We start from the raw sequence: 26,948 nt of genomic DNA, 5'->3' as shown, positions 1-26,948 counted from the left end.
CGTCGGTGAAGGATGCCAGGTGTCCGGGGCCGTGGCCGGGGCCGTGGTCGGGCGTGACCCCCTTTGTGTGAGGGGCGAGAGGGCCCAGCGGTGCCGTCCGGCCGCAGGCGGAGACGGGGGCGGCGCGGCGGCCGGAACCCGGGGTGGGGAGAGGATGGGCGCACGGTTCGGTGCCGGGGCTCACACTCCGGTTGCGGCCGTGTCGATGACCCCCCCCGGCCGCACCGGACCATCCCGGTGTCTTCTACCCGGACGTATGCCGCCGTGTGCGCGCCGCCGCCGAAGGGGCACCGCTCGACATTCGTGCCAGATGGTCTTTCTTTCGGAGCACCTGCGCATGAAGACCTACATGCCGACACACATGCGGTGGTCAAGTTCCGGCGACTGGTTTCAGTACATTGAGACGCCAGTGCGTGCGACTGCCAGGCGTGTCGATGGTCGCCTCCGGGCTCATGAACCTCTCCAGCGGGAACAGCATGTTCGAATTGAGTACGCCGATCGTGACCGTGGTCGCCCTATACGTGGTCGCCATGGTCGGAATCGGCGTCTGGGCTTACACCCGCACCCGCACCTTCGCCGGCTTCGCCCTCGGGAGCCGCAGGCTGAGCGCGCCCGTCGCCGCTCTGTCCGCAGGAGCCAGCGATATGTCCGGCTGGCTGTTTCTCGCACTTCCCGGAGCGGTGTACGCCGCCGGCCTCGGTGCCAGTTGGATCGCGGTCGGCCTGGCGGCCGGCACCTATCTCAACTGGCTCTTTGTCGCGCCCAGGCTGCGTACCTACACCGAACGGGCCGGGAACGCGGTAAGCCTGTCGGCCTATCTGGAGGAGCGCTTCGAGGATCGCACCCGGATGCTCAGGATGGTTTCGGCCGCGGTCACCCTGGTGTTCTTCACCGTCTATGTCGCCAGCGGTCTGGTGGCCGGAGGAGTGCTGTTCGAGCAGGTATTCGACGTCCGGTCCGGGCTCGGCGTGACGGTGACGGCTCTGGTGATCGTCACCTACTCCTGTCTCGGCGGCTTCCTCGCAGTGAGCCTGACGCATGTGATGCAGGGCGTGCTGATGTTCCTCGCCCTGCTGGTGCTCCCGGTGACGGGTGTCGCAGTCCTCGGAGGTTTCGGGGCGCTGGGCACCGCCCTCGACGACAAGGGGCCGGGCCTGCTGGGCATGGGGTCGGATGTCGACTACGCCGACGGCCAGTGGTCGGCAGGCGGAGGGCTGGGCGCCGTCGCGATCGTCTCGCTGCTCGCCTGGGGCCTGGGCTACTTCGGGCAGCCGCACATCTTGGCCCGCTTCATGGGAATCCGCAGTATCCGTGCGGTTCCGGCGGCCCGCCGTATCGGCACGGGGTGGGTCGTGGTCGTACTCGCCGGGGCCACGCTCGTCGGACTGGTGGGCATCGCCGAGCTCGGCGCGCCGCTGTCCGACCCGGATACGGTGTTCATCGTCCTGAGCCGGACGCTGCTCAATCCATGGGTGGCCGGGCTGATGCTGGTCGCCGTGCTGGCCGCCATCATGTCGACCGCGGACAGTCAGCTCCTGGTGTCGTCCGTGGCTCTCACCGAGGACTTCTACCGCGCGTTCCTCAACCGGCGTGCCTCGGACAAGGCGCTGGTGTGGGTCGGCCGGGCCGCGGTCGGCCTGGTCATCGTGGTGGCCTTCCTGATCGCGCTCCATGCCGGCGGACTGCTGAGCATCGTCGCGTATGCCTGGGCCGGATTCGGTGCCGCCTTCGGGCCGGTCGTCGTCCTCTCGCTGTACTGGCCGCGGATGACCTGGGCGGGGGCGATGGCCGGGATCGTGTCGGGCGCGGCCACGGTGCTTCTCTGGGAGCGGATCAACCCGCTGCTCGGACCACTCGAGTCAGGCATCTACGAAATGGTCCCGGGCGTGCTCGTCGCCACGGGGGCCGCTCTGTTCTTCGGCAGGTTCGTCGGCCGGCCGCCGAAGCGGGCCTTCTGGCGGATGCCCGGCGGCGGGGTGAGCCAGCTGATGCTCGTGCCGTCTCTCACCCACGCGCCTGTCGGCATGGCCGTTTTGGACACGGACCTGCGCTACGTCTGGGTGAACGAGCCACTGGACCGCCTGATCCCCCTCGAACAGCGGCTGGGGCGACAGGTGAAGGAAGTGCTGCCAAAAGAGGAAGGTCAGGCGTTCGAGGAGAAAATGCAGTCGGTCCTGGAGACCGGTGCTCCGGTGATCGATTACGAGTTCCGTGGCCCCCGATACGCGGACCCGCGCCGCAAGCGTGCCTTCTCCGCGTCGTTCTTCGTCATGAAGGACCGCCAGGGCCGGCATGTGGGCATCTGGTACATGATCATCGACGTCACCGAGCGCTGGCAGGCACAGGAACGGCTGGCCCTGCTGAACGACGCCGCCGTCCGCATCGGCACCACACTGGATGTGACGCGGACGGCGCAGGAACTGGCCGACGAGGCCGTGCCCGCGCTCGCCGACTTCGTCGCCGTCGATGTACTGGACTCGGTCATGAGGGGTGAGGAACCTGCCCCCGGACCGGTCGGCATGACGCCCGTCCTTCGCCGCGCGGGGCAGCAGTCGGTGCGTGAGGGCTGCCCGGAGGCCAGCTGGGCCGTGGGGGAAGCCGTCCGGCGTGCTCCGTCGTCGCCGGTGACCCGCTGCCTGCTGCAGAGCAGAACGCTGGTGGAACGGACCCTGGACCCCTTCACCAGTCCCTGGGTGATGGAGGACCAGCCCCTGGGCGCCTCCGTCCGGGCGTTCGACTTCCGCTCGCTGATGGTGATTCCGGTGCGGGCGCGCGGCGTCACCATGGGCGTGGCGACGTTCGCCAGGTCGCAGGACCGGGAGCCCTTCGAGGCGGACGACGTGCGTCTCGCCGAGGAAATCGTCTCCCACGCGGCGGTGTGCGTGGACAACGCGCGCCGCTTCACCCGCGAGCGCACCGCCGCCCGTTCCATGCAGAGTTTCCTGCTGCCACGACAGTTGGCTGCGGGGTCCGCGTTGGAGGTGGCGTCGTGGTATCTGCCGACAGATGCCCCCAGCGGCGTGGGCGGGGACTGGTTCGACGCGATTCCGCTCTCCGGAGCCCGGGTCGCCCTGGTTGTCGGGGACGTGGTCGGACATGGCATCAACGCGGCGGCAACCATGGGGCGTCTGCGTACCGCAGTGCGCACACTCGCCAACCTGGACCTCCCTCCGGACGAATTGCTCGCCCATCTGGACGACCTCGTCATCGGCCTCATGGAGGCACCCGACAGCGAGGAGCCCACTCAGGAATCCACGGCGGCCGAGAGCGAGACCGCACGCGCCGCGTTCCTGGGGGCCACGTGCCTGGTCGCGGTGTACGACCCGGTCAGCAGGCGGTGCACCCTGGCACGGGCCGGCCACCTGCCGCCCCTGATCGTCGCCCCTGACGGAAGCGCCGACATCCTGGACCTGCCGGCCGGACCGCCACTCGGCCTCGGATACCTCCCCTTCGAATCCCTCGAACTGGAGCTGGCCGAGGGCAGCCTCGTCGCGCTCTACACCGACGGCCTCATCGAGACCTATGACCGGGACATCGATGTCGGGCTCGCCCGACTGGGTGAAGCCCTCCTGGCACCCAGGCCGACGCTGGAGGAGACCGGCCGCAACGCGCTCGACGCCATGCTGACCGGCCCGCCGGCCGACGACGCGGCCCTGCTGCTGGCACGGACCCGTGTCCTGGCCCCGGACCAGGTCATCACCTGGGACGTGCCCAGCGATCCGGCTGCTGTCGCCCGCGCACGTACCCTCGCCGGCGAGCAGCTGGGGGAGTGGGGCATGGACGAGCTGACGTTCACCACGGAACTGATCGTGAGTGAACTGGTCACCAACGCCATCCGCCATGCGACCGGGCCGGTCTGCCTCCGCCTGATCCGCGACCGCTGCCTGATCTGCGAAGTCTCCGACGCCAGCAGCACATCACCGCGCCTGCGCCACGCCCGCACCACCGACGAGGGAGGCCGGGGCCTTTTGCTTGTGGCCCAGCTCGCCCAGCGGTGGGGTACTCGCCATACGGCGACCGGCAAGGTCATCTGGACGGAGCAGGCCCTCCCCACCTCTCCGGCCGTCTAGGAAGTGGGATCGGAGGGCGAACTGCCGCGCGGCGGCTGCTTGCGCGGTGCTTCACGCCCGGGACGGCGAGTCCGCCCTCTTCACCCATAGCGGCAGCGTGCAGCTCAGGGCTGTGCCTCGGGAGTGCTGAAGCGGACCTGCCCGCTGTCGGCGAACAGCTCCAGACGTGAGCAGTCGGCGCACTGGACGCCGGTCGCCGACGCGTTCGCCCAGTCCAGATTCAGGAAACTCATGCCCGCGGTGTTGAGCTGCACTTCCCGATCCCAGAACAGCGTGCCTCGGCACAGCGGGCAGAGCAGTTGATGTGGGCCGACCCACACCAGCCACGGCCCACGGTAGCGACGCGCTCGGACTGCCACTCTGACCACCCCGTTCTCGTTCTCGATCGCTATGCGTCGGTTCTGTCTGTCGCTTTGGGAAACCCTCCGGGCTCATCTGCCGTGTGGCGGCGAACTGCGGCGGAGGGGTATCAGGACGAGTCGTCGTCATTCGGGCCGGGGGTCCCAGCGGAAGCGTCGGACCGCCACCGCCGCTCCGAGGACGCCCCAGAGCACCAGTACCAGAAGGTGCAGCCAGGCGAAGCCGCCGTCCGGGCCGATTGCCTGCAGCAGGGCTTGGTTGAACGGCCGTACCGGCAGCACGCCGGTGAGGTTCTCCAGGATCGCGTTGTGGACGGGCATGTACGTGCCGGACATGAACACGAGCGGGAAGAGGATGAACTGTACGACGGCGGGTGCGGCTTCCGCGTTTCTGATCAGTGAGGCAACCGCGAAGCCCAGCGCGCAGAAGCTGGCCGAGCCCAGCACGAGTGTCACGGCGACGGGCAGCCACGCCGCGGCGCTCGGTATCGGAACGTTGTAGAGGCGCCCGACGCCGACGATGAGCAGGACATCGACGATGCTCACCATCACGCAGTGTGCCAGCAGGCCGACGAAGTACATCCACGGCGGCAGCGGCGTGGCTCGAACCCGCTTGAGGATCCCGTTCTGGCGTCGCGTCGACAGGACAATGGCCAATTGGCTGTAGCAGGAGCCGAGCACTGACATGGCGGCGAGCGTCGTCACGTAGTACTGGAGAGCTGAGAGTCCGCCGAAGTACGGGCTGGGCGTGGTGCCGTCGAACATGAGGCCGAAGACTGCGATGACCACAACCGGCAGGACGAAAGTGAAAAACGCACTTTGCGGATTGCGCCAGAAGGTGAGTTGTTCGTAGCGGATCTGGTGCAGAAGAACAGTCAGGTCGCGCCGGGAAGCGCGCTGGATGACGGTGCTGCTCACAGTGCGTTCCCTCTCGTCGCCGGCTCTGGCGCGTCGCGGTCGGTCAGGTCGAGGTAGATGTCCTCCAGGCTCGGTCGCTCGACCGTGAGCTGGTCGAGGACCGTGCCGCGCCGCAGCGCCCAGTCGGTCAACCGGTGCAGGGTCGCGGTAGGTTCGTCGGTCTCGGTCACGATCCGTGCGCCCTTGCCCGGTATCGCGTCCACCGGCAGATCGGCTGCTGTGGACCCGGCCGGGGGGACGAAACTGATGCGCACGCGCGAGGTGTCGCGTCCACCGAGGTTCTCCGGTGTTCCCTCGGACACGATGCGTCCGTCGGAGATCACTGCCACACGGTCGGCCAGCTCTTGCGCCTCCTCCATGTGGTGTGTGGTGAGCACGACGGTGGTCCCGGCCTCGCGCAGATTGCGAACGATCTGCCACGCGCTCCGGCGTGCGCTCGGGTCGAACCCGGTTGTCGGCTCGTCAAGAAAGAGCAGATCCGGGTTGCCGATCATGCCGAGTGCCAGGTCCAGGCGGCGCTTCTGCCCACCCGAGAGCGCTCGTACCTTTCTGCGCTCCAGACCTGAGAGATCGACGAGCTCGATCAGCTCGTCGACGTCACCCGGGTTTCGGTAGTAGCCCGCGTTGCGGGCGATGGTTTCGCGGACAGTCAGGTACGGCTCGACCGCGATGTCCTGCAGCACCAGCCCGATGCGTTCGCGCAGCTCCCGGGCCACTGCCCGGTCGCCGGGGTCCAGCCCGAGCACTTCGACACGCCCGCCGTCACGGGCGCGGAATCCCTCGAGGATCTCCAGCGTGGTGGACTTCCCGGCGCCATTCGGTCCGAGCAGCGCGAAGATCTGCCCCCGCTCGACCGTGAAGCTCACCCCCGCCACGGCTTTCACGGAGCCGTAGCTCTTGTGCAGCCCTTCCACAGCGACCACATCGGACATGAACACCTCTCTTCCGGTGCGCACACCCGGCGGTGGGACGCACCTGTGTCGCAGCCCCCGTGTGGTGCCGCTTGTACTTCGATACGCGTCGCCGCGGAGCTCAGCCGTCCCTCGGTCCCATTCCTCGCTCGCTACAGCGGATGGCAGCGGGTACCGAGCCACCGGCTCGCCGGACCCGCCGTCTGACGCGCCCGGAGGTGGCCTTGAGCCGTCATGGATTGGTCGCTGGTCCGTCCACTGGCTCCGCGGCTGAGGCAACGATCTGCCGCAGAGCTGCGACATGCCCGTCGAAGGCATCCCGGCCGGCAGGTGTCAGCCGGGTCCGGACCCTCCGCCGCCTGCCTTCGAGGCGGCGTTCCGTAACGATGTACCCGGCTCCTTCGAGCGTTGCCAACTGCTTCGACAGGGCCGAGTCGGACATCCCGAGCCGGTCCTTGAGGAAGGCGAACTCCGCCCAGTCGGCGGCTGCCAGGGTGGCGACCAGCGAGAGCCGGGTGCTGGGGTGGATCAGCTCATCGAACTGTGGGCCGGTCATGCCCCCGCCCAGCGGCGGAGTACGCGCAAGATCTCGGGCCCGCCGAACCCGGTGATCGCAGCTGTCAGCAGCGCCGCCCAGATGGCCGGATGGTCGGCGCCATCGGCGTTGAGCGCGAGTGCCGCCAGTATCGTGATCCCGACGAGTCCGAGGAGCATGCCGACGATGATCAACGGGATCCGTCGACCGGCGACCGCCGCGCTGACCTGGAGCCGGCTCGTGCGCCGACGTCCGCTGAGCGAGCGTGCGGCGAACGCTGAGTGCCCCACGCCGAAGCCCACGGTCGCAACCGCGGCCAGCCACGCGGGTCCGGCTTGGGCGATCAGGCTCAGGACGAGCCAGCCGGCTGCCATGGCCCACCAGTAGCCACGGGGCAGGCCCACCTCAGCAGCCACCTGACGTTGGGCGTGGTCCACCAGGCCGAGCGCGTCACCGGCCTGTTCTGCGGCGGAGTTTTCCATGGCATTCTCACTTTCCTGGTGGGAAAGTGAGGACACCACTTTCCTGGCAGGAAAGTCAAGGGTGGGGACGGAGGCGCCCTCTTCGACCGGCACGTCGTTACCGACAGCAGTGCGGACTCGCCCGCCTCGCAGGAGGATCTTCGGCGGGCAGCTGCTCAAGACGGGTGCTGTAGCGGAGACCGAACCGGAGACGGGCGTCCTTGATCCGGCCGCCTCATCAGACCGAGATCAGCGAGTGCCCCAACTGTGAACGCTCGTAGTGGACCTCGCGTCCGCTGCGCTTCATGGTGATCAGACCGCTTTCGCAGAGCACCTTGAGATGCTGGCTGACCGCGCTACGGGGTCATGGCCGGCCTCCGCGCCGGAATGCTGGTGGTAGTGGCTTCGCCGAGGGCGACCAGGAGTCCGGCGCGAGTGTGGCCGATGAGGGCGCCGAGCGCGTCCGGGGTGGGAACGACACCTTGCGACCAGACCGTGCCGACACCGGGGACGGGGTATACCAGGTTCGGCAGCGGGTGCGGCGAAGTCCGGCAGCGGCCGGATCGGGGGCGGAGTCAGGAAGTCGGCGATGCAGGGGCCGACGGAACCAGCGCGAGGAGCAGTCGCAGATCCAGCCTGGCGAGCCGGGGGCGGACTGCGCGAATCCACGGCAGGTGCAGAGCATGGCGACCGGGCACCAGAGGGTGCTCGTCACCTCCGGGCGTGAACTGGTCGCCGTCACCGGTGACCTGCTCGTGCACGCGATCCAACTGCTCCACCACGAACTCGCCTACGCCCACGAGATGGACGCCGAGCAGGCAAGAGCCTCAAGAGAACAAGTCCTCCCCGACAGCGCCGCCGACACCCTCCACCTCGCGACCCCGCACCTGACCGAACCGTTCATGGCCCGCTGATCCACCCGGCGGACCGGTCACTCCCGCAGTGCGTACGGACCGACGAACGGTCGACACGGCTACGAGGCAACCATCCTCCGAGTAGCCATGCCGCCGGATATTCGATTCCCCACGGCGTCGATGCTGTGCGAGGGTCGGCCAGTGACTGCTGCCTCTCGAAACGAACGCGTCCCGCAGCCCGCATTTGCCCTGCTGTGCTGGCAGTTCGACCTGACCTGGTCGCTGTTCGAGTACCACCTGGAGAGGCTCGAACCTGACGACTTCTTCTGGGAGCCCGCTGCAAACTGCTGGACGGTGCGCCGGGCTGATGACGGGACATGGGTGCCCGACTGGGCTGAGAGCGAGCCCGACCCCGTTCCTGTACCGACCATCGGTTGGCTGAGTTGGCACATCGGCTGGTGGTGGAGCGTGACCATCGACCACGCTCACGGCAGACGACCTCGGGAGAGGGCTGACATCATCTGGCCAGGCGCGGGCAAGCCGGCCGTCGAGTGGCTCCGCGGTCTGCGTGGGGACTGGCTGGAGGCGCTGGACCGGTTCACCGAGGCCGATCTGGACTCAACCGCCCCGTTCCCGTGGCAGAACGACCCCCAGCACACCGTCGCGCACATGGTCGCCTGGGTGAACGCCGAGCTGATGAAGAACGCTGCCGAGATCGGCCAACTCCGCCTCCAGCGAGCTGCGAAACGCCCGTCGGCAACCACGGACTGACGGCCCGACCTGCGGGCAAGTGCTGCCGCTCGAGGCGATTGATCACGCACTCGACCGGGGGTCGCTCGCGGCTGTCCGTCTCGTCGGACTGCGGCGGTCGACCGCTGGGCCGGTACGCCGGGTACGGCTTCCGGTCTCAGGCCCGCAGTGCGTCGATCGCGGTGTCGATCGCGGCCAGGGCCGCGGTCCTGTCGAGACCTGCCCTCGATACGAGCGAAAGTCCTTGGACGACGTAGAGCAGTAGCTGGGCTTGGGCCTCGGGGCGGGCGGTGCCGGTGACTTCGCCGGCGGCCTGTGCGCGGCGCAGGGCGTCGGTGAGGATATCCGTGAACCGGCGATATGAGCGGGTGACGACTTGTGTGGCTTCGCTGTCGTGGGGGACGAGCTCCGCGGTGGTGTTGCCGACCAGGCAGCCCTGCGGTACGCCCATGTCGGAGATGAGCTCATCCAGGCGTGCCGGGTGGGTCAGGATCTCGCGCAGCGCCGGCCGGAGCGGGGTGGTGTCGAGCGCGGCGATCAGGTGTCGCTCGTACACCTCCCAGTAGAGCCCGACGGCGTCGAGGTGGAAACGGCGTTTGTCCCCGGAGGTTCCGTAGAGGCTGCCGCGTCCGACGGCCAGTGCGTCGACACGCCTCCGCTACGCGGGACATCTGGTCGGGATCGGGCTTCCCGTCCAGCACCGCCTCAGCGTCGACCTGCGCCGCTGATCTCGACCATGGTCCGGTTCGGGTCCGGGGCGTTCGGCTCGATGGCCAGCGCGAGGTCCGAAGCGCCACTTGAGCGAGGGCAGTTCTTCCTCGATCCAGGAGCTGATGCCGCCCAGGCTGGTGAGTGACCCGGTGTCTGCTCCGAGTGCGGAGAACCGGTTGATACAGGAGCGTGGGGCACCTCCCACGGATTCCGCAGCCTCTTCCAGTGAGCTGATCACCGTCTTGAGGCGGCCGGGGTCGACACCGCTGAATGTGCTCGGCCCGTACCCGCCGTCCGGCTCGGTCATCAGACGTCCCCCCCCAGGCCCCCGGCTGTGCGGCCCTGCTCCGGACCGGGCAGGAGCGGGCGCTCCTGCAGGACCATCTCCCTGCTCGCCGTCGGGCCAGGGCCCAGTGGTGCTCCTCAACGCCGGTTCACTGCGCGGCGAGGCCCTCTCCTCAACGACGGGGAGACCTCCGCGACCGTTCTTCCCCGGCTGTCCAACGACCGGCTGGAGAGCACCGTCCGCACGCTGTACCGGGCATGCGCGCGGCGGACGACGCGCTGAAAGCGAAGGACCGGTCCGGATACCTGCATCAGCAGCGCACGGTGCCGAGGCGCTCCCACAGACCGACCAGGTGCGTGTGCAGGACGTCTTCGGCTTCCTGCGTGGGCAGGTGGCCCATGAGTACGTGGCTGGTGAGGCCGTCGGCGAGGGCGAGCAGAGCGCGAGCCTCGCGCTGCGGATCGGGTGGCGCTGTTCCTTCATCGTCCGGGGCGCTTCCGGCTGCCTCCGTGATGAGGCGGACGAGAAGACCGTGGAGGGAGGCGTAGCTGGTTCTCAGCGGGGCGGCGAGCTGTTCGTTGACGGCGGCCTTGGCGACGAATGCGAGCCAGATCCGTGCTTCGGCGCGGTTTTCCTCGCGGAGCAGGGCGATTTCAGTGGCCGCGTGCCCCAGAGCTGTGGCGGCCGACTGGGCCGGGCTGCCGACCAGGCGGGCCCGCGCGCGCTCGGTGATGCGTTCGCCGACGTGGTCGACGGCGAACAGCAGCATCTCCTCCTTGCTGCCGAAGCAGCGCTGAACGGCACCCAGGGAGACCTGTGCGCGGGCGGCGACATCGCGCATCGTCACTCCCTCCGGGCCGTGTTCGTCGGCGAGGTGGCAGACGGCCTCGGCGATCTGGCGGCGTCGGCCTTCGTAGTCCACCTGCTTGGGCACGCCCGGCCCCTCCTTCTTCCAGCACAGCGACCCTGTTGCGATACGATCGTATCGCATCCGGTGTAGGGTTCCGAAGCCAGCGCGTCGACACGTGGACGGGGAGTTGCGAGGATCATGGAAGAGGCTCTGTGGAAGCTGACGGCCGCCGCCCAGGCGGAGGCCGTGCGAAGCGGGCAGATATCGGCGGTCGAACTGGTCGACAGCCACCTGGACCGCATCGCTGAGGCCAACCCGCAGGTCAACGCGGTCACACAGCTGTTGGCCCAACCCGCTCGTGAGGCCGCCGCGCGGACGGACCGGCGGCGTGCCACGGGGCAAGAGCTCGGGCCACTGGCCGGCGTGCCGTTCACGGTCAAGGAGTCCACCGCGATCGAAGGCGTGCCGACCACCTTCGGAACAAGGCGGTTCCGCGATCTGGTCGCGCGGGCCGACGCTATCCCGGTAGCGCGCCTGCGTGCTGCCGGAGCCATACCGATCGGGCACAGCAACATGCCCACCCTGGTCCTGGCGGGACTGCACTCCCGAAGCGAGCTGTTCGGCGACACCGTCAACCCTTGGGACCCGAGCCGGACCCCCGGGGGCAGCAGCGGTGGCGACGGGGTGGCCGTCGCCACCGGCATGGCCGCGCTCGGGCTCGGCAACGACTCCGGCGGATCCGTACGGATTCCTGCTTCGTTCTGCGGTGTGGCAGGGCTGAAGCCGACCTCCGGACGGTTCCCCGCCGATCACCGCGTCCTCGGCCCGGACGACCCGGGACCGGCCTCGCAGATGCTGGTCACCGACGGGCCTTTGGCCCGCAGCGTCACCGACCTGCGCCTGGCGTACGAGGCGCTGGCCGGGACCGATCCGCAGGACCCGCGGGCCGTGCCCGTGCCCGTTCACGGCCCGGAGCTCCCGGGGCCGCTGAAGGTCGCAGTCGTTGCCGACCCCGGTGGCCACGGCGTCCACCCGACGGTCCGCGGCTCTGTGGCCGCGGCGGCCGACGCGATGCGGGACGCTGGATACGACGTGCGGGAGGTGGAGGACGTTCCACGACTGGAGGAGGCACTCAAGACATACGGTCGGATCACCGTCACCGAGTTCGCCGAGACCTGGCCGGTCGTGCGGACACTGCTCGGCGAGGGCGGAGACCGCTACATCGAGATGGCCATGGAGAAGACCCCGCCCGCCACTGCTGCGGAGTTCATGCAGCTGATGGGGGCCTGGCTGGGCATCCGTCGTTCCTGGGCGGAGTTCCTCGATGAGTATCCGCTGCTGCTCGGGCCGGTGTTCACCGAACCGCCCGTCGAGCCTGGGCTGGAGTCGCGCGACAGAGCGGGACAGGAACGGGTCGGCGCGGGCATGCGTCTGTGCACGGTGACCAGCTTCGTGGGCGTTCCCGGAGTCGCCGTACCGACCGGCGTGACCGATGGGCTGCCGGCCGGCGTGCAGATCGTCGGTCGCGCGTTTCGCGAGGACCTGTGCCTGGCCGCGGCACAGGAGGTGGAGGACCGCCTGGGTGTGCTCACACCGGTCGATCCGCGTTCCGAAGCCCCGACCGCCGCGCGGTAGGCGGGGTTCTCGCGCTGGGCAGGGGGCAAGGGGCAAGGGGCAAGGGGCGAACACTGATCTCGGTGCATCGCAGGGCTTCCCGCTCCCGCCTCGTCTTCCGCGCGCGGCGTGGCGGTCATGGGGGAGCGGCGCGCGGGTGGTGGGTATTGCGGGCGCATCGGACAGGACGCTGGGCATGGGACCCCGAACGAGGGGTAAAAGCAATTGATTAGCTTTTGCTGTTTCAGGGTACGTCGGTGACGTGGGCCGTGGGCATCGAATTGTCCGAGCACATGGCAGCGGTCCTGCGGCGCAGAGCAGGCTGTTGCTCCATACCGGCCGCAGGAGCCGGCGTGGTTCCTCAACACGGTGGCCGTCTCTTCCGAAGCGCAGGGGAAGGGCCTTGGCCGCGCGGTGCTGTTCCCGGCATCGAGGAGGCAGGTCACGTCGGGTATCGGCGTTCCTGGAGACCTCCAGTGAGAGGAGCGTGCGGTTCTACGAGCGGCTCGGCTTCCGGGTCACGGCTGCTGTCACCCTCCCCGACGGCGGCCCCCACACATGGTGCATGCGTAAGGACCCGCGCTGAGGTCCGGGATCCCTGCTGGCGAGGGGGCGCACTCGGGCGGGCCACCTCGCCGGGAATCGCAGTGCGGGTAGTTGCAATCCTGGCGCGGGCCGGACCCGACCGGGCTGGGAATGGGGAGAGCAACTGCGCGATCATCAGGGGTTGTGGTGGGCTCCTGAAGATCATGCGCTGGCCGCCATCGCCCGCACTCTGCCGCCGGGAACCGATCTCCAGCCTCCCGACTCCATGCAGGCGTCACCAATGTCATGGCCTCATACCGTCAGGCGTCAGCGAGAAGGGGGTCATACGGGGTGTTCCTGCGGCGACCTGATACGAAGGAAAGGAAGTCGCCCACGAAGGCGCTGCGGTCGTATGTGCCCTCGGTGGTGGTGAGGTCGCGGTGGAAGGCGGTGCGGAAGAGCGCCCGGTGCTCGGCCGCGTTGATGGTCCCGCTGCCGTCCTTGTCGGTGGCGTCGAAGAGCACCTCGGCGACGCGGATGAGCGCGGGACCGGCGAGGGAAGGTACGGCGGCGGCGTACTCGTCGGCGCTGACACGGCCGTCGCCGTCCGTGTCGAGGGCGGTCTGGAGTTCGCGCCACCAGGCGGCGAAGGCGTCGTAGAGTCGGGTCTCCTCGGGTTCGTCCAGGTCCAGCCGGGTGGCCAGTTCGCGCGCCATGGCGGCGAGGTCGGGCCAGTCGAGGTGGCCGTCGCCGGTCTGGTCCAGCACCTGACGGAAGAACTCCTCCGCCGAGCGCCGGCCCTCTCCGGTGGCCGTCGGGGCGGCTGGGACCGGTTCGGTGCCGGTGCCACCGCTCGATGGTGTGAGGAGGCGGAGCAGAGCCGATGCCCGCTTCATGCGGGCGCGCAGTGCGGTCACGGTCCGGGCGCGGGGGTCGTCGCTGTCGGGCGAGAGGGAGAGGGCTTCGATGATGGTTTCGGCATTGATCCAGCCCTCGGGCAGGAAGCGGGTGAGTCCGGCGGCGAGATAGGCGCCCTGCATGAGGGTCGTGGCGCCGGGCATCTCGGGCAGGCCTGCCCTGCGCCGGTAGGGCTCGGGAAGCGAGGCGACGGTGATCGAGCCGAGGAGCGGTCCGACGACGGCCCGTCCGGCCGCCCACAGAGTCGGCGCGCCGTCGAGAAGTGCCGGGGCGGGCAGGTGGTCGAAGAGCCGGTAGAGGATGATGCGGGCTGCCTCGGTGTTCTCCAGCTCGTCCTCGACGACCCTGTCGAAGTACCGCCAGAAGTCGTTCAGGTCCTCGGGGAGTTCACCGGCGTCGCCGTCGAGCGCGGCGAGGAAGGCGCGGTACTCGGCGTACACGTGCTCCATGGTGTCCTGGTCGAGCGGCTGACCGCTCAGCCGGCACATGGTGACGGCGCTCTCGTAGAGGGTGGCCACCACCCAGGCGCGGGTCGCGCGGTCCATGGCGTCGTAGGCGCGGCCGCGGGAGTCGGAGCCGCTCATGCGGGCGTGCAGCCTGTTGAGGCGGGCGGCCTCCCGTTCGCGTACCGCTGGGTCGGCATCGAGCATGCGTCGCATACTGAGGAAGGTGTTGCGCAGTCGACGCCAGGGGTGAGCGACGAAGGTGGAGTTGTCGGCGAGGGCGGCGCCGATCTGCGGGTGGGCGGCCTCCAGCACGGTGGCGCGGATGATGGCCAGCGCCCAGCGCGGGTCGTCGAAGAAGGCGCGGAACTGCGATTCCGGCCCCAACAGGGGTGCCTCATCGGCCGTCCCCGTGGTTCCAGTCGTCATGACAGGTCTCCGTTCGTCTGGGGCGGCACGCCGCCGAAGCGGCGGTCACGGTGCCGGTAGGCGTGCAGGCAGGCGAGGAAGTCAGGGGCCCGGAAGTCCGGCCAGTGCGCCTCGGGGAAGACCCACTCGGCGTAGGCGACCTGCCAGAGCATGAAGTTGGAGATGCGCTGCTCGCCGGAGGTACGGATCACGAGGTCGACGTCGGGGGTGTCGGGGAACGGCAGGTGGTCCGCGAAGAGCCGCTCGGTCACATCACCGGCGGGTATCCCGTTGCGGATCAGCGACCTGGCGGCCTCGACGATGTCTCGGCGTCCGCCGTGGTCGAAGGCGACGGTCAGCGTCATGCCCAGGTTGTCGGCGGTCAGCGTCGCCAGATCACCGAAGTCCTGGGCCAGTTCGCGGGGGATGCGCGGGTCGGCGGCCCCCAGGAAGCGGCAGCGGATGCCGCGGGCGAGCAGCAGCGGCGCATGCTTGCGCACAACCCGGCGGACCAAACGCATCAGATAGTCGACCTCGGTGCCGGGACGGTTCCAGTTCTCGGTGGAGAACGCGTACAGGCTGAGCCACTCGACTCCGGCCGCTCGGGCCGCCTCGATGATGTCGATGACGGTGCTCTCCGCAGCCCGATGGCCCTCCGTTCGGGGAAGCGAACGCCGTTGAGCCCAGCGGCCGTTGCCGTCCATCACGCAGGCTACGTGACGCGGCACCGCACGCGCCGGCCCGTCGTCCCGCCGCTGCTCATCGCCGTACTGTCGCTCCACCGGCCAGCCCCCCGTCGTCGCGCGTGCGCGGTTGACGCAGTGGTCCGTCACACCCACACCCACACCCAGCCCCGACTCGCCCGGAACGGCATGGTCGGCCCTACCGCGCTCGCTCAGGCCCCCTCCGTAGCGCTCATACCCCCCGGGTGTTCTTTTCAGGAGTCTGACAGCGCGGAAGGGTCCTGACCGGCCGAACGGGGGGCTGTCACCCTTGGCTCATATGTCCGAATTCCTTTCGGTGTCGCGCAACTCGAGCGGTCTCGTCGTCCGGGACCGGCGCGCGCCCCGTCTGTGTGATCACCACACCCGGCATGCCACACACCCCGAACCTGCCCGTCGTGGTACCCGGACGACAGCGAGACGATCACCGCACCCGTCCCCGGAGCGGACGAGGGCCAGCCCGCGTACGTCATCCACACCTCGGGCTCGACCGGCACGCCCAATGGCGTCGTCGCCACCCGCGGCGGGTTCGCGGGTCATCCCCACTGGCAGGGTGCGGAGTCCGGACTCACACCCGAGGAGACCGCACTCATCCTCGCCTCGGTCGCCTTCGATGCCGCCGCCTTCGAGCTGTGGCTGCCACTCACGCTCGGCGCCCGCGTCCACGTCGTGGACTCCGCGGTGCCGCGCGACACCGGGCGGCTGCGCGCCACCATCGCCGAACACGGTGTGGCCGCCACCCACATCGTGCCCTCGGTGCTCGGAGCCGCCGGCTCGCGGGCTGCCGCATGTACCGCACTGGCGACCTGGTGCGGCTGTGGCCCGACGGGAACCTGGAGCACCTGGGTGGCACCGACGATCAGGTGATGACTCGCGGCTACCGCATCGGGCCGGAGGAGACCGCAGCCGCGCTGCGCGCACTCGACCAGGTCGCTGACGCGGCGGTGGTCGTGCGCGAGGACCGGCCGGGGGACCGGCGGCTCACCGGGTACGCGGTGCTGGCCGCATCCGGCGGCGCTGCTTCCCCCGACGGCGCCGAGCTGTGCCACCGTCTCACCGAGCGCTTGGCCGCCCACCTGGTGCCCGCCGCCGTCGTCCTCGTCGACCGGCTGCCGCTGACCGTCAACGACCAGCTGGACCGGCGTGTCCTCCCCGTCCCCCCGGAGCGGGCCCACGGGGGCCGTGCGGCCGGCGACCTGCCCGGCGGCACAGCGCTCGCGGACTGGGCGCCCACGCGGACCTGTTGGACCGGCGGCTGCGGGAGCTCGCCGCGCACACAGGCAGCGAACACACTCTGTCCGACTGGCCGCTCCTCGCCCTGACCCAGGACGAGGTCGACCATGTGGAGGCCCAGTTTCCGCAGGCGGAAGAGGTGTTGCCGCTCGCACCGCGCCCGAGGGGCTGCTCTTCCAGAGTCTGCACGACGCCGAGGGCCCCGAGGTCTGCACCGTCCAGATGGTCCTCGGCCTGGAAGGCCCGCTGTCCGCGCCCCGCCTGCGCGCCGCCGCGCAGGCGTGCTGACCTGCCGCCCCCATCTCGGTGCCTCGTTCCTGCACAGCGATCTGGCCGTCCCCGTCCAGGCGGTCGGCCCGGTGGAGGTGCCGTGGCCCGAGTACGACGCCGCAGACCCGGCCGAGACCGAGCGGTTGCTCGCCGACGAGCGCACCCGATGCCACTGGACGAACGTGCGCCCGCGCAGCCTGGCTGAGCGCAGCGGGAGCTGAGTGCGGGAGCGGTTCTCCGACGCGCCGCGGTTCGCGGCCGCATTGGCCGAACTCCTCCTCGGTGACCCGGGCTCACGCTCCCACTGTGCCCCCTCTCCGGAGGGGCGGCGCGCTTTCGAGCCCCGTGTGATCATGGCGCGAAGTCGCCGTCGGCCAGAGACACGCGAAGCACACGCTTCACACCGGGACGCCCGGTCATCACACAGGGAGTGGAGCCGTGCGAAGTGTCTCCAATACCTGTGGGAGCGAACGCCAATTCCGGTCAACTTGCCGCCGCACAGGCGGTGTTCGACATCGGCCATGCATATGCTCCGGTCTGGTTCGAACAGGACCGCCGCATTTCGCCGACGTCCAGCCGACATCGGCGAGCCACTGAACGGGAGGAGTCTCATGAGCACCAACCTTCTGCTGGAAGACACCACCACCGACCTCGCCGAGCTGGATCTCGACATCCAGATCTCGGAGACCGAAGGTGAGGGCCCCGCGTTCGCGTCCGGTGGCTACACCTCGCCCAGCACGTACGGGTCGCCCTGCAACCTCTGCTGCTGGTAAGCGTCCCATCGCGCCCGCGCGGGGCCGGGGTCGTTACCCCCGTCCCGCGCGGGTCGCGCCAGTTCCCGGGATCGAGGGGGAGCCAGAACACGTGCGGGATGATCACTACACACCGCAGGACTGCCTGTTCGTACGCATGACGGCGATTTCCCGGACCGGCCCGGGTGGCCGTGCCCTCGGCGATTCGGCCGCGCAGGTGCGCGAAGCCGCCGCCGACCCGCTGTTCCGCGAGGCGTTGCAGGTCGCCAGCGGCAGTCTCGCCGACTCCCTCGACCGGCTCGACTCGGGGGCCGGCCTCGGGGCCAAGGGGCTGCGCCGTACGGCGCTCGCCCTCTCCCGGTACGCATTGCGGGCCGAGACCAGACCGACGCCCTTCGGACTCTTCGCCGGTGTCGCACCCGCCCGAGCGGCGGACACCACCCGGGTGAGAGTGTCCGGACCGGGCCGGAAGAAGGTACGGCTGGACGCCGCCTGGCTGACCCGGCGCGTCACCGAATGGCTCGAACTGCCCGAGGTCCGGCGCGGCGTCGATGTCGTACTGAGCGACCTGAGCCGAACACGGGGCGGGCGGCTGATCGTCCCGCGCAACGGCAGCGAGGCCTCCGTGCGCAACACGGCCCTGGTGGCCTGGGTGCGCGAGCGGACGGCGCAGCCGATCGGCTACTCCGTGCTCCTGGAGCAAGCGTCGGCTTCATTCCCCAGCCTCACCCACGGCCAGGTGGACGCCGCGCTGTTCGAACTCGTACGGCACGGCTTCCTGCTGACCTCCATCACCCCACAGGCCCTGGACGACGCACTGTACGACCGCATCGCGGCGGCAATCGCGCCCGTGCCGGGGGCGGCGGCACAACTCGACGCCGTACGCGCGGCGTTGGACGCCTACGCCACGACGAAGCCCGGCGAGGGCCACGCGGCGTGGCGCAGGCTGATGCGGCTGACCGACCCGGAGGGCACCGCTGCCAGACCGCCCGTCCACGTCGACCTGCGCATGGACGCCGACCTGCGGATCTCGCGGGTGGTGACCGACGAGGCCGCCCGCTATGCCTCCGCCATGTGGGAGCTGTCCGGGTCCTGGCAGACCCACGCCCACATGCGTACGTACCTGGACCGGTTCCTGGAGGCGTACGGCACCGGCGGCGTGGTTCCGATGGGGCAACTCGTCGACCGGCATCGGGGCATCGGCTTCCCGCCCGGCTACGGCGAGCGCTCCGATGGGGAGCCCACGGCCCCCCAGGAACCTGAGCAGCTGCCCAAGGAACGCCGTCTCCTCACCCACGACCTGGTGCAGGAGGCACTGCTGAGCGGTGATGACGAGGTCAGGCTCACCCCCGGCCTCGTCGACCAGCTGGCCGCCGACCGGACGGGCGGGGCGGCCGTACCCGCGCCCAAGTCGCTGGAGCTGTGCTTCCACCTGCTGGCCGAGAGTGAACAGGCCGTCGACCGGGGTGACTTCCGGCTCCTGTCTCCGGCCTACCCGGGTTCCTGGGTGGCCGGGGCGACCGTCGGACGATTCGCCGAACTCGTCGGGATGGAAGGCGAACTGGCGTCGCTCCTCGAAGGTCTCGGCGATGCGGAGACAGTGCCGGCACAGGTGGTGTACCGACCGCACACGGTGCGCGGGCTCAACATGGCCCAGGTTCCGCGCCTGTTGCCGCACTCGATACCGGTGGGCGTGTACGCCGACCGCGACGCATCCGGCACACTGGACTGGCGCCGACTCCTCGTCACGCCGGGGCCTTTCGGACTGCGGCTCATACTGCCGGACGACGGACGCGAGGTCCTGCCCGTCGTGCCGCACATGCTGGCCCTCGACCGGGAGGCGCCGCTGGTCGCCCGGCTGCTGGTGGAACTCGTCTCCGGCAGAGCCAGGACGTGGACGGGCTGGAACTGGTGCGGGCTGGAGGGGCTGCCCTACCTCCCCCGTATCACGTACGGCCGTGTCACGATCTTCCCCCGGCGCTGGCTGCCCGACCGGCACCTGCGCGCGGCGGCAGACGGCACGTCCGGGTGGGAGGAGGCGGTCGAGGCATGGCGGGAGCGCTACCGCGTACCGGACGAGGTGAACCTCGCCAGGTGGGACCGGATGTACCGGGTGGACCTCACCGACCCCTGGCGCCGGGAAGTCTTCCGCCAGGAGGTCCGCGGCGGCGGCTCCCTGGTGATCATGGAGGATCTCACGGACGGCGGACGCGGACTGGGCTGGTCCGGCGGACACAGCACCGAAGTCGTCATTCCGCTCGCCCGGTCCGCCACCACACGGGTTCGGTACCAAGAAGCCGCACAAGACCGGCACCGAGAATCCGTCCGCCGGCCACGCCGCCCGGTGACCGCGCCGCGACCCACGGACCACACCGCCGCTCACCTGCCGGGTGAGGAGTGGCTCTACGCCAAGTTCTACGCGGCTCAGGACACGCACGACGAGTTGCTGCACGCCGGCCTGCCCACGCTCGTACGCGAGGTCGGAGACGACCTGCACAGCTGGCACTACATCCGGTACCGCGATCCCGATCCCCACATCCGTCTCCGCCTGCACGGCGAGGCCGAAGCCCTGCGGACCACGGCGCTGCCCCGGCTCGCCGCGGTGAGCCGGCACTGGCAGGAGACAGGGCTGATCCGGGGCATGGTCCTGGACACCTACCGGCCCGAGACCGACCGCTACGGCGGACCCGACGCCCTCGCCCACTCGGAGCGCATGTTCTGCGTGGACAGCCAGTCGGCACTGGCCCAGCTCGGAATGCGGGCGCGGGGCGCTCTGGCCCTGCCGGCGCCCGTGCTCGCCGCCGTCAACCACGCGCTGCTGCTGGAATCGCTCGGCGACTGGGACTGGTCGGCCTGGATCAGCCGCGCTCTGCCCAAGGGGCCCGCCCACGCGGCCTACCGGAAGTATCAGCAGCAGGCCACAGCGTTGATCGTGCCTGGACGTACCGCACAGAGCGCGGCGCCCGTACTGGGCGCCCCCCTCGGCGCCCTGTGGAGCACCACACCGGAGACCGGGAAGTACGGTGCGCTGCTGCTGTCCGACGGAGGACGGGCGCCCGGTACCGAACAGCACGCCGAAGCCGTCATGGCGCTGCTGCACATGCAGCACAACCGCCTGCTCGGCATCGACAGGACCGGCGAGGACACCGGCTACGCCGTGCTGCGCGGTGTCGCCCGTGACCACCAGGGTCGCCTGGCCCACGCCAGGGACGGGAAGGAGACCGGATGACCGCCCCGCGTCACGCGGACGAGGCCCGGGACGTCGCCCGGCAGGTCTTCGACCGGCTCGCCGATCCGGACTCCACCGCTGCCGACACCCGCATTCCGGGCGACGCCTCGCACATCAGCCTGCGCGAGCCCCTCTGGCAGGACCTGGCCCTCTCCAGCGGCCATCCGGGAGTGTCCCTGGCGTTCACCGGCCGCGGCACCCCTGGACCCGAAGACGCCGCGCGAGCGCACGCCTACCTCGTCCGGGCGATGCGGGCCACGGCCGCCACCGCCCACGCCCCGGGCGGCATCTACACCGGCGCGGGCGCCGTGGCCTTCGCCGTCCTCGTCGCCCACCGCGCCACCGGCGGCTACCGCTCCGCCCTCGGCCGGCTCGACGAGCATCAGCGCCGCCTGGTCCACCGCGCGCTTCCCGAGGTCCGTGACACCCCGGCGACGACCAACGGTGAGTTCGAGGTGGTCCGCGGCATGAGCGGCGTCGGCCGCTACCTGCTGGCGCGCCGGGAGCAGTGCGAGGAGGAACTGCGGCTCGTCCTCACGTATCTGACGCACATGGCGCACGGCGAGATCACCCACCGGGGCCATCAGGTGCCCCGCTGGTGGACGTGGGCAGCGCCCAAGCTGGGGCAGGAGGTCGAGATGCCCGACGGGCACCTCAATCTCGGGCTCTCGCACGGTGTGGCGGGGCCGCTCGCCCTGCTCTCGCTGGCCTGGCAGCAGGGCGCGGTCGTCGACGGACAGCGCGAGGCCATCGAGCGACTGGTCGACCTCCTCCAGCAGTGGACGTACGAGAGCGAGGGCGGACTGCTGTGGCCTCCGCATCTGACCCTCGAACGCTGGGTGGCCGGTCCGGACATCCCCCCGCCGCGCCAGCGCCCGTCCTGGTGCTACGGCGCCCCGGGGATCTCCCGCGCGGTACAACTCGCGGGGCTCGCACTCGGCCGTGCCGAGTGGCTTGAACTGGCTCACCGCTCCCTGCTGCCGTTGCTGGCCACCGATCCGGACAGCTGGAGCATCGACAACTCCAACCTGTGCCACGGGTGGGGCGGGATGACGCACCTGCTCGCCGTCCTGAACGAGTCCATCGGCGACAAGCGTCTGACCGACCTCGTCGACGGCATGGCGGCCCGTACCCTCGCCGAGTTCCGTCCCGAATACCGCTTCGGGTTCCGAGCCACCCTCACGAGCGCCCCGCAGGGCACCGATGTCCCCGCGTTCCTGGAAGGCGCCGCGGGCACGGCCCTCGCCCTCGACGCCTACGCGGACGGCCGCACCACGACCGACTGGGACATGGCCCTGCTGCTGGCCTGAGGGCGTCCCCTTCCCGGAGGACGACGTGCGCCCTTCTGGCAGACGGACATCCGGTTGGTGCCGGTGGCCCGCTCGCGGGGGATTCTCAGGGATGGGCGGGTGTCCGAGAGCGGGCAGCAACTCGATCTTCGTGCCCGGAACGGCGCGGTGATCGGCGGCGGATGAGGATGCCACCTGCGGTCGTCCTCGCCGACCAGCCCATGCACCGACGCGACGGTGGACGGTTCGGCGTCCACGCCGTGTACCGGAGTCCGTCGTGGCGGGAGCCCTACGGCGAGCTTCGGGGCGTGGGGCTGAGGCCTGGGCTCGGCTGGGGGATGGCCGGTGGGATGGGCTGGGGAGGGGTGGGCTGTGTCTTCCAGGGGCGCAGCGGCACGGCGGCGTTGAGGAATTCCTGGTTGCGCATTGCCCATTGCGGCATCGAGTTGCCAGGGACGAGTTTCTCCCCCAACCGGCCTTCCCTGGCTCTCTCGTCCAGATCCGCTTCCCACTGTGCCAGGTCGCGTCCCTGATACAGCTGGGTGAGCATCGGCACGTCGTAGCGGATGTTGTAGTGCCCTTTCCCCCTGTCCTCCGTGACCTTGGAAAACGCCCCCATGATCCCGGCTATGTACTGGATCGACCCCTCATCGCTGGTGAGCAGCGACTCTCGTTCCCGAACGGTTTTGCGTGGGAGATATCCCCGTTCCTCGACCTGATTGACGAGGGGCGCGCCGACGTGCACCTTGCCCGGCCCGAAGGACGCCTTCTTCACGATGCTGCCGATCCCCGAGCCGGCGATCTGGTTGGCGGGGATGCCCTTCACGTTCTCCATCGCCTCCCACGCGATCGCGGCGGCGATCGCCTGCGGGGAGATGTTCCACTTCCGAGCTTCCGCGACGATGGTTTCCCGGTGCGCGGCCATCCAGCTCAGCACCGCGTCTTCCTCCGGGGAGAACGGTGTGCCGTCGGAGCGCTTCCGGCCCGCGCGGGGCAGCAGATTGGCGTCCCACAGCTCTATGGACAGCTTCGCCGGATCGGTGGGAGGCGGGTGGCCCGGCTGCGGCGTGGGGACGGCGGTTTCGGGCAGCTCCCAGTAGATGCTCCCAGGGGTGCAGAGCTTGGCACCGCTGCGCTGCCGTTGCATCGCATGGACCCGGCTCTGGCGTGTTTGCAGCTCCGTGGCCTGGCTGCGGACCCGCTGTGCGAGCGTGCGCAGCCGCATCGCGGGAGAGGTGTCGATATTCAGCCTTTGCAGCTCCCACCACAGATCCCCGGCGAGTTGTTCGAGCACGAACGCGGCCCGCCCATGCCTGCTCACCAGATGGTCGAAGGCCGGCTGCTGGACGCCGGAGAAGTTGGGATTGCCCACCGGGTAGCTCATGAGGCCCTCGGCATGGACTCGAGCTTCGCGTTGGCTTCCCGTACCGCTTCTGCCAGTTGGGCCTGCAGCTCGCCCACATCGGCCCGTACGGCCTCATGGAAGCCCCGGGCAACCGGCCCGACCCAGGCGTCGTCGTCCATGGACTGGCTGGACGCGTCCAGCGCGTGCCAGCACTCGTCCGACAGGCGCTGAATGCGCGCCACTGCGCGCTGTGCCTCGCGATAGGCGTGGTCATCGGTCATCTCTGCCCCCTCCCTGTTCCTCAGCCTATGAACGGCCTGATCTGGCGTCGTCCAGTGCTGGTTTGAAGTGGGGCAAACTTTGGCGGTATACGGGCCACCGGTCCCAGGGAGCCGATGGGCATTGGTCGTGGCCGGTCTCCCGGATGACGTGCGCAGCCCAGGTGGCCGAGCGCCTGCCCGCCCTGGTGGCCGCCGCGCGCCGTGAGGCGGCCCGGAGCATCCAGGAATCGGAGCCGGCATCGAATACGTGCTGCCGCCCGCACGGCACGCCGCCGGCCTGAGGTCGTCGTACTGCTGGCCAGCAGCTTCGGCTTGGGCCCACTGGGCATCGCCACCATGCTCGCCACCACGCAGCAGGAGACCGGAGCCCGCCTTGCAGCAGCTCTTGGGCTGGTCACCGACGGTGACCCCGGCCACACCATGTTGCCGTGACTGCCAAGCCCTTCGCCGGACGGTGGAGGTGTCGTTCATCAGGTGATCTCCCCGAGGGAATGGGCAATTTGAGCCCATCAGTGTGCCGTCGCCTCCGTGATCGTCAGGACGCTCTTGGCGTGACGGCACCCGCTCCGGGTCCGGGCAGTCTTACTGCCCCCGGGCCTCGGTGAGCGCCACCGCTAGCACGTCAAGGTCCCTGGTGCAGGCGATCACGTCCTCGTCGACGACGGGAGGATCGAAGCGGGCGAAGAAGTCGTCCAGGGCGTCGGGGGTGACGGTCAGTGCTTGGCGTCCTCGCGTTGGTTGCGTTCGGTGAGGCGCAGCAGCAGCTCGTCTCGGTCGGCCGGGAGGTTTCGGGGAGCGAGTCGGCTCCCAATCGGCTCCCAGGGAGCCATCCGCCGCGCAGCATCGTTGCGGGGGCAGCGCCGATCTCGTGCGGTCCGAGAGGGCCTCGTGTAGGTCGATCTGACATCCGGTTAGGGAGCGCAGCATGTACCAGCACGGGGCCGCCCGGCCGCGGCTGCCGCGGCGTCCGCGGCCGGGCCACGATCAACTTCTCCGAGGCAGGTCTCCTCCTCTGCCTGCCCCAGGTGCCGTTCGGCGTGTCGGTGCCGGTAGTCGCGCATGGCTTCCTCGCGCCAGGCGGCGAAGGTGGCGTCGCACAGCTGGTCACGGAATCGGCCGATTCCCATCCAGCGCAGTGCGGCCCCGGACCGGTCCAGCGGGAAGTAGGTCTCCCCGGGCCCGGTGGTGCCAGCCTCCGGTTCACCGGTTGGTTCAGGTGTCCATCCCAGGGCGGTGACCGTGTCCATAGAACGCAGGTTTCCGAAGACGCCCGGCATCTGACGGGCCTGCTGTCCCAGGTTCAGGTGTTCCACCTGCACCGGCCCGGTGTCGTCGCTCGCCTCCAGGGACATGCTCAGGTCCCCGCCCAACTGCCCGGCACGCCCCAGTACGACCTTCTCCTGCATCAGCACCTTGCCGGTGCCGTGTAGCCGGATCCGGGTGCGACGGTGGGTGGCGATCTCGTCCGAGACCACGAACGGCTTGCCCGCCCAGGTCAGGACGGCTCCGTCGCCCACGGTGGCCTCGACCGTCCAGGACGACGGTGCCTCGCCTTCGTAGGCGACCGTGCCGGTCGTCTCCACGACGTCGAGCCAGGCGCCGGGAGCGACGTCCACCTCGATGCGGACGTCGTCGCCGGACAGCAGCAGTGCCTGGGTGGCGAGCAGGCCCACCCTGGCTCCGTCAGCGTCCTGGTCCATGACCCGCACCGTCAGGTGCCCGGTCGTGTGGTGGACGCGGCTGCGGCTCCCCGTGGGGGCGACGCTCAGGCGGGTCGGGCGGGTCACGCGCTCTGCCCTGCATTCGCTGGTGCGTGGTAGTGCGCGTGGTTAGTGCCGTCAACATGGGTGTGCGGGTGACCGCTCTCGCCGTCCTGGTCGGCGTGGAAGTGCGGGGCCATGGGACCGGGGTCGACGGGGGTGTGCTCGCCGGTGCGGTAGTGGGCGAGGGTGTCGCGGACCCAGCCGGTCAGCATCCGGATGGACGCTGCGTCGTGTCGGGACAGCGCGACCACCGGGGAGCCTTGGCGGGCTTCGTGGCCCTCGCGGGCCATGCGCTCGACGTCCACGCCCACGTATTGGCCCAGGTCGGTCTTGTTGATCACGAGCAGGTCGGCGCGGGCGATGCCGGGGCCGCCCTTGCGTACGACGTCACCGCCGCCGGCGACGTCCAGGACGAACAGTTGGGCGTCCACCAGGGCCGGGGAGAAGGTCGCGGTGAGGTTGTCGCCGCCGGACTCGATGATGACCAGGTCCAGCGGGCCGAAGTCGGCCTCCATGTCCTCGGCCGCCAGCAGGTTGGCGGTCACGTCGTCGCGGATCGCGGTGTGCGGGCACGCGCCCGTCTCCACCGGGCGGATCCGTTCGGGGTCCAGCACCCCGGCGCTCTTGAGGAAGCGTGCGTCCTCGTCGGTGTAGATGTCGTTCGTGATGACACCCAGGCGCAGTTCGCCGGAGAGTGCCTGGCACAGTGTCGCGATGAGCGAGCTCTTGCCGGTGCCGACGGGACCGGCTACGCCCAGACGCATGGCGCGGGTGGGGGCGGTGGTGTTCTCAGGCACTGAAGAGTCTTTCTGTGGTGGTGTCGTGGGTCTCGGCCCAGCGCTCGATGAGAGGGGCGCCGTGGGCCGGGATCTGTTCGGGGGTGTGCAGGTGGGCGACCTGGGCGGCCATCTCGTCGATGTCGGGCAACAGGTCCTTCACCCACGCGGCGATGAGCAGCGGGTCCTGCGGCTCGAGTTTGAGCAGGGCCGCCGTTACGGTCTGGACGTCGTCGTACCCGACCAGGCGGGCCACGTCGGCGGGGGCCATCGCGGCGCGGTGGGCGAGCAGGCCCAGCACGACCGGGCGCGACCAGGTGCGTGCGCGGGCGTCGAAGGGGCCGGGCCAGAGCGTCTGCAGGACGCGCAGATACCCGCGCCCCAGGCGCCGCCCGTTGGCTCTCAGCGCCTGGCTGGGGGTCCGGGCGGCCCAGGCGGCCTCGACCTCGGCGAGGTCGCCGCCGGCCGCTGCCACGGCACGGGCAACGACGGCGGTCCCCGCCTCGACACGGATGACCGTACGGAGGCGGGCACGCAGGTAGGCGGGAACCTGGGCTGCTGTCGTGCCGGCCCGCAGGGCGGGCTCCAGACCGGCGGACTGCGTGTGTCCCCCGGACGGGAGCCGGGCGTCGCCCAGGAGGGCGAGCAGGAGCGAGGAGGTGCTCACCGGGTGCC

At 70.0% G+C, this 26,948-nt stretch carries 23 protein-coding genes and 2 pseudogenes; 10 read left to right on the top strand and 15 right to left on the bottom strand.

Annotated elements, in window-relative coordinates:
* Positions 1 to 476 precede the first annotated feature (476 nt).
* A complete protein-coding gene (putP, locus tag KBY19_RS06870; protein ID WP_210956900.1) occupies positions 477 to 4,070 on the top strand; it encodes a sodium/proline symporter PutP in 3,594 nt (1,197 codons plus the stop codon).
* A gap of 104 nt (positions 4,071 to 4,174) precedes the next feature.
* Here the strand turns inward: putP and KBY19_RS37175 are convergent, their stop codons facing one another.
* The 5 genes from KBY19_RS37175 to KBY19_RS06845 all read right to left on the bottom strand — a co-directional run bounded on the left by KBY19_RS37175 (position 4,175) and on the right by KBY19_RS06845 (position 7,275).
* Positions 4,175 to 4,303: a hypothetical protein gene (locus KBY19_RS37175; RefSeq protein ID WP_282102991.1), complete on the bottom strand. Its 129-nt coding sequence runs from the start codon at positions 4,301 to 4,303 to the stop codon at positions 4,175 to 4,177.
* A gap of 252 nt (positions 4,304 to 4,555) precedes the next feature.
* Complete coding sequence (locus tag KBY19_RS06860; RefSeq protein ID WP_210965385.1) at positions 4,556 to 5,347, bottom strand: ABC transporter permease; 792 nt, start codon at positions 5,345 to 5,347, stop codon at positions 4,556 to 4,558.
* A complete protein-coding gene (locus KBY19_RS06855) occupies positions 5,344 to 6,279 on the bottom strand; it encodes an ABC transporter ATP-binding protein (RefSeq protein ID WP_210965384.1) in 936 nt (311 codons plus the stop codon). Before KBY19_RS06855 ends, KBY19_RS06860 begins: the two co-directional genes overlap by 4 nt.
* 211 nt (positions 6,280 to 6,490) lie before the next feature.
* On the bottom strand, positions 6,491 to 6,814 hold the full coding sequence (locus KBY19_RS06850; RefSeq protein ID WP_099886158.1) for a transcriptional regulator: 324 nt from the start codon (positions 6,812 to 6,814) through the stop codon (positions 6,491 to 6,493).
* Positions 6,811 to 7,275 carry a hypothetical protein gene (locus KBY19_RS06845; protein WP_185019238.1) on the bottom strand — a complete coding sequence of 155 codons (465 nt, stop codon included), beginning with the start codon at positions 7,273 to 7,275 and terminating at the stop codon, positions 6,811 to 6,813. Before KBY19_RS06845 ends, KBY19_RS06850 begins: the two co-directional genes overlap by 4 nt.
* Positions 7,276 to 7,946: 671 nt before the next feature.
* Between KBY19_RS06845 and KBY19_RS06840 the strand changes: the two are divergent.
* A pseudogene (locus KBY19_RS06840) lies at positions 7,947 to 8,168 on the top strand (MBL fold metallo-hydrolase); the annotation flags it as partial.
* 141 nt (positions 8,169 to 8,309) lie between these two features.
* Entirely contained in the window at positions 8,310 to 8,879 is a 570-nt protein-coding gene (locus tag KBY19_RS06835) for a DinB family protein (RefSeq protein ID WP_307843453.1), read from the top strand.
* A gap of 136 nt (positions 8,880 to 9,015) precedes the next feature.
* Here the strand turns inward: KBY19_RS06835 and KBY19_RS36290 are convergent, their stop codons facing one another.
* Both KBY19_RS36290 and KBY19_RS06825 read right to left on the bottom strand, forming a co-directional pair.
* Positions 9,016 to 9,414: a TetR family transcriptional regulator C-terminal domain-containing protein gene (locus tag KBY19_RS36290; RefSeq protein ID WP_307843452.1), complete on the bottom strand. Its 399-nt coding sequence runs from the start codon at positions 9,412 to 9,414 to the stop codon at positions 9,016 to 9,018.
* Between the two features lie 751 nt (positions 9,415 to 10,165).
* On the bottom strand, positions 10,166 to 10,789 hold the full coding sequence (locus tag KBY19_RS06825) for a TetR/AcrR family transcriptional regulator (protein WP_180289985.1): 624 nt from the start codon (positions 10,787 to 10,789) through the stop codon (positions 10,166 to 10,168).
* Between the two features lie 114 nt (positions 10,790 to 10,903).
* Here KBY19_RS06825 and KBY19_RS06820 point away from each other — a divergent pair, with 114 nt between their 5' ends.
* The gene (locus KBY19_RS06820) at positions 10,904 to 12,340 is read left to right on the top strand and encodes an amidase (protein ID WP_210965383.1); all 1,437 of its coding nucleotides are present in this window, start codon (positions 10,904 to 10,906) and stop codon (positions 12,338 to 12,340) included.
* 824 nt (positions 12,341 to 13,164) lie between these two features.
* Here the strand turns inward: KBY19_RS06820 and KBY19_RS06815 are convergent.
* Complete coding sequence (locus KBY19_RS06815; RefSeq protein ID WP_210965382.1) at positions 13,165 to 14,634, bottom strand: oxygenase MpaB family protein; 1,470 nt, start codon at positions 14,632 to 14,634, stop codon at positions 13,165 to 13,167.
* Positions 14,631 to 15,395, bottom strand: a complete 765-nt coding sequence (gene uppS / locus KBY19_RS06810; RefSeq protein ID WP_307842639.1) for a polyprenyl diphosphate synthase — start codon at positions 15,393 to 15,395, stop codon at positions 14,631 to 14,633. Before uppS ends, KBY19_RS06815 begins: the two co-directional genes overlap by 4 nt.
* A gap of 363 nt (positions 15,396 to 15,758) precedes the next feature.
* On the opposite strand from uppS, the gene KBY19_RS37735 reads away from it, so the two are divergent.
* From KBY19_RS37735 to KBY19_RS06780, 6 genes are all read left to right on the top strand, one after another.
* Positions 15,759 to 16,202, top strand: a complete 444-nt coding sequence (locus KBY19_RS37735) for an AMP-binding protein (protein ID WP_099886162.1) — start codon at positions 15,759 to 15,761, stop codon at positions 16,200 to 16,202.
* Positions 16,124 to 16,657 carry a hypothetical protein gene (locus KBY19_RS06800; protein ID WP_210965381.1) on the top strand — a complete coding sequence of 178 codons (534 nt, stop codon included), beginning with the start codon at positions 16,124 to 16,126 and terminating at the stop codon, positions 16,655 to 16,657. Before KBY19_RS37735 ends, KBY19_RS06800 begins: the two co-directional genes overlap by 79 nt.
* Positions 16,658 to 16,849: 192 nt before the next feature.
* Entirely contained in the window at positions 16,850 to 17,059 is a 210-nt protein-coding gene (locus KBY19_RS06795) for a hypothetical protein (RefSeq protein WP_099886164.1), read from the top strand.
* A gap of 390 nt (positions 17,060 to 17,449) precedes the next feature.
* Positions 17,450 to 17,611, top strand: coding sequence for a class II lantibiotic LanA (locus KBY19_RS06790; RefSeq protein WP_099886165.1), 162 nt, complete (start codon positions 17,450 to 17,452; stop codon positions 17,609 to 17,611).
* Between the two features lie 91 nt (positions 17,612 to 17,702).
* Positions 17,703 to 20,819, top strand: coding sequence for a lantibiotic dehydratase (locus KBY19_RS06785; RefSeq protein ID WP_210965380.1), 3,117 nt, complete (start codon positions 17,703 to 17,705; stop codon positions 20,817 to 20,819).
* Positions 20,816 to 22,129: a lanthionine synthetase C family protein gene (locus KBY19_RS06780; RefSeq protein ID WP_210965379.1), complete on the top strand. Its 1,314-nt coding sequence runs from the start codon at positions 20,816 to 20,818 to the stop codon at positions 22,127 to 22,129. The genes KBY19_RS06785 and KBY19_RS06780 overlap by 4 nt, the downstream gene beginning before the upstream one ends.
* 72 nt (positions 22,130 to 22,201) lie before the next feature.
* Here KBY19_RS06780 and KBY19_RS36285 read toward each other — a convergent pair.
* The 6 genes and pseudogenes from KBY19_RS36285 to KBY19_RS06755 form a co-directional block, all read right to left on the bottom strand.
* A pseudogene (locus KBY19_RS36285) lies at positions 22,202 to 22,326 on the bottom strand (alpha/beta hydrolase); the annotation flags it as partial.
* A gap of 71 nt (positions 22,327 to 22,397) precedes the next feature.
* Positions 22,398 to 23,492, bottom strand: coding sequence for a hypothetical protein (locus tag KBY19_RS06775; RefSeq protein WP_210965378.1), 1,095 nt, complete (start codon positions 23,490 to 23,492; stop codon positions 22,398 to 22,400).
* A complete protein-coding gene (locus KBY19_RS06770) occupies positions 23,489 to 23,734 on the bottom strand; it encodes a hypothetical protein (protein ID WP_210965377.1) in 246 nt (81 codons plus the stop codon). Before KBY19_RS06770 ends, KBY19_RS06775 begins: the two co-directional genes overlap by 4 nt.
* A 911-nt stretch (positions 23,735 to 24,645) precedes the next feature.
* Complete coding sequence (locus KBY19_RS06765; protein ID WP_247690686.1) at positions 24,646 to 25,434, bottom strand: urease accessory protein UreD; 789 nt, start codon at positions 25,432 to 25,434, stop codon at positions 24,646 to 24,648.
* Positions 25,435 to 25,517: 83 nt separating this feature from the next.
* Positions 25,518 to 26,261 carry an urease accessory protein UreG gene (gene ureG / locus KBY19_RS06760; RefSeq protein ID WP_210965404.1) on the bottom strand — a complete coding sequence of 248 codons (744 nt, stop codon included), beginning with the start codon at positions 26,259 to 26,261 and terminating at the stop codon, positions 25,518 to 25,520.
* Between the two features lie 25 nt (positions 26,262 to 26,286).
* A complete protein-coding gene (locus tag KBY19_RS06755; RefSeq protein ID WP_210965376.1) occupies positions 26,287 to 26,940 on the bottom strand; it encodes an urease accessory protein UreF in 654 nt (217 codons plus the stop codon).
* Positions 26,941 to 26,948: the final 8 nt, after the last annotated feature.

The organism is Streptomyces sp. B15, assembly GCF_018070605.1.
In the GTDB taxonomy this organism is placed as follows: domain Bacteria; phylum Actinomycetota; class Actinomycetes; order Streptomycetales; family Streptomycetaceae; genus Streptomyces; species Streptomyces smyrnaeus.
Note: the sequence above shows the minus strand (reverse complement) of the source record. Positions and strands in the feature narration are given on the sequence as shown.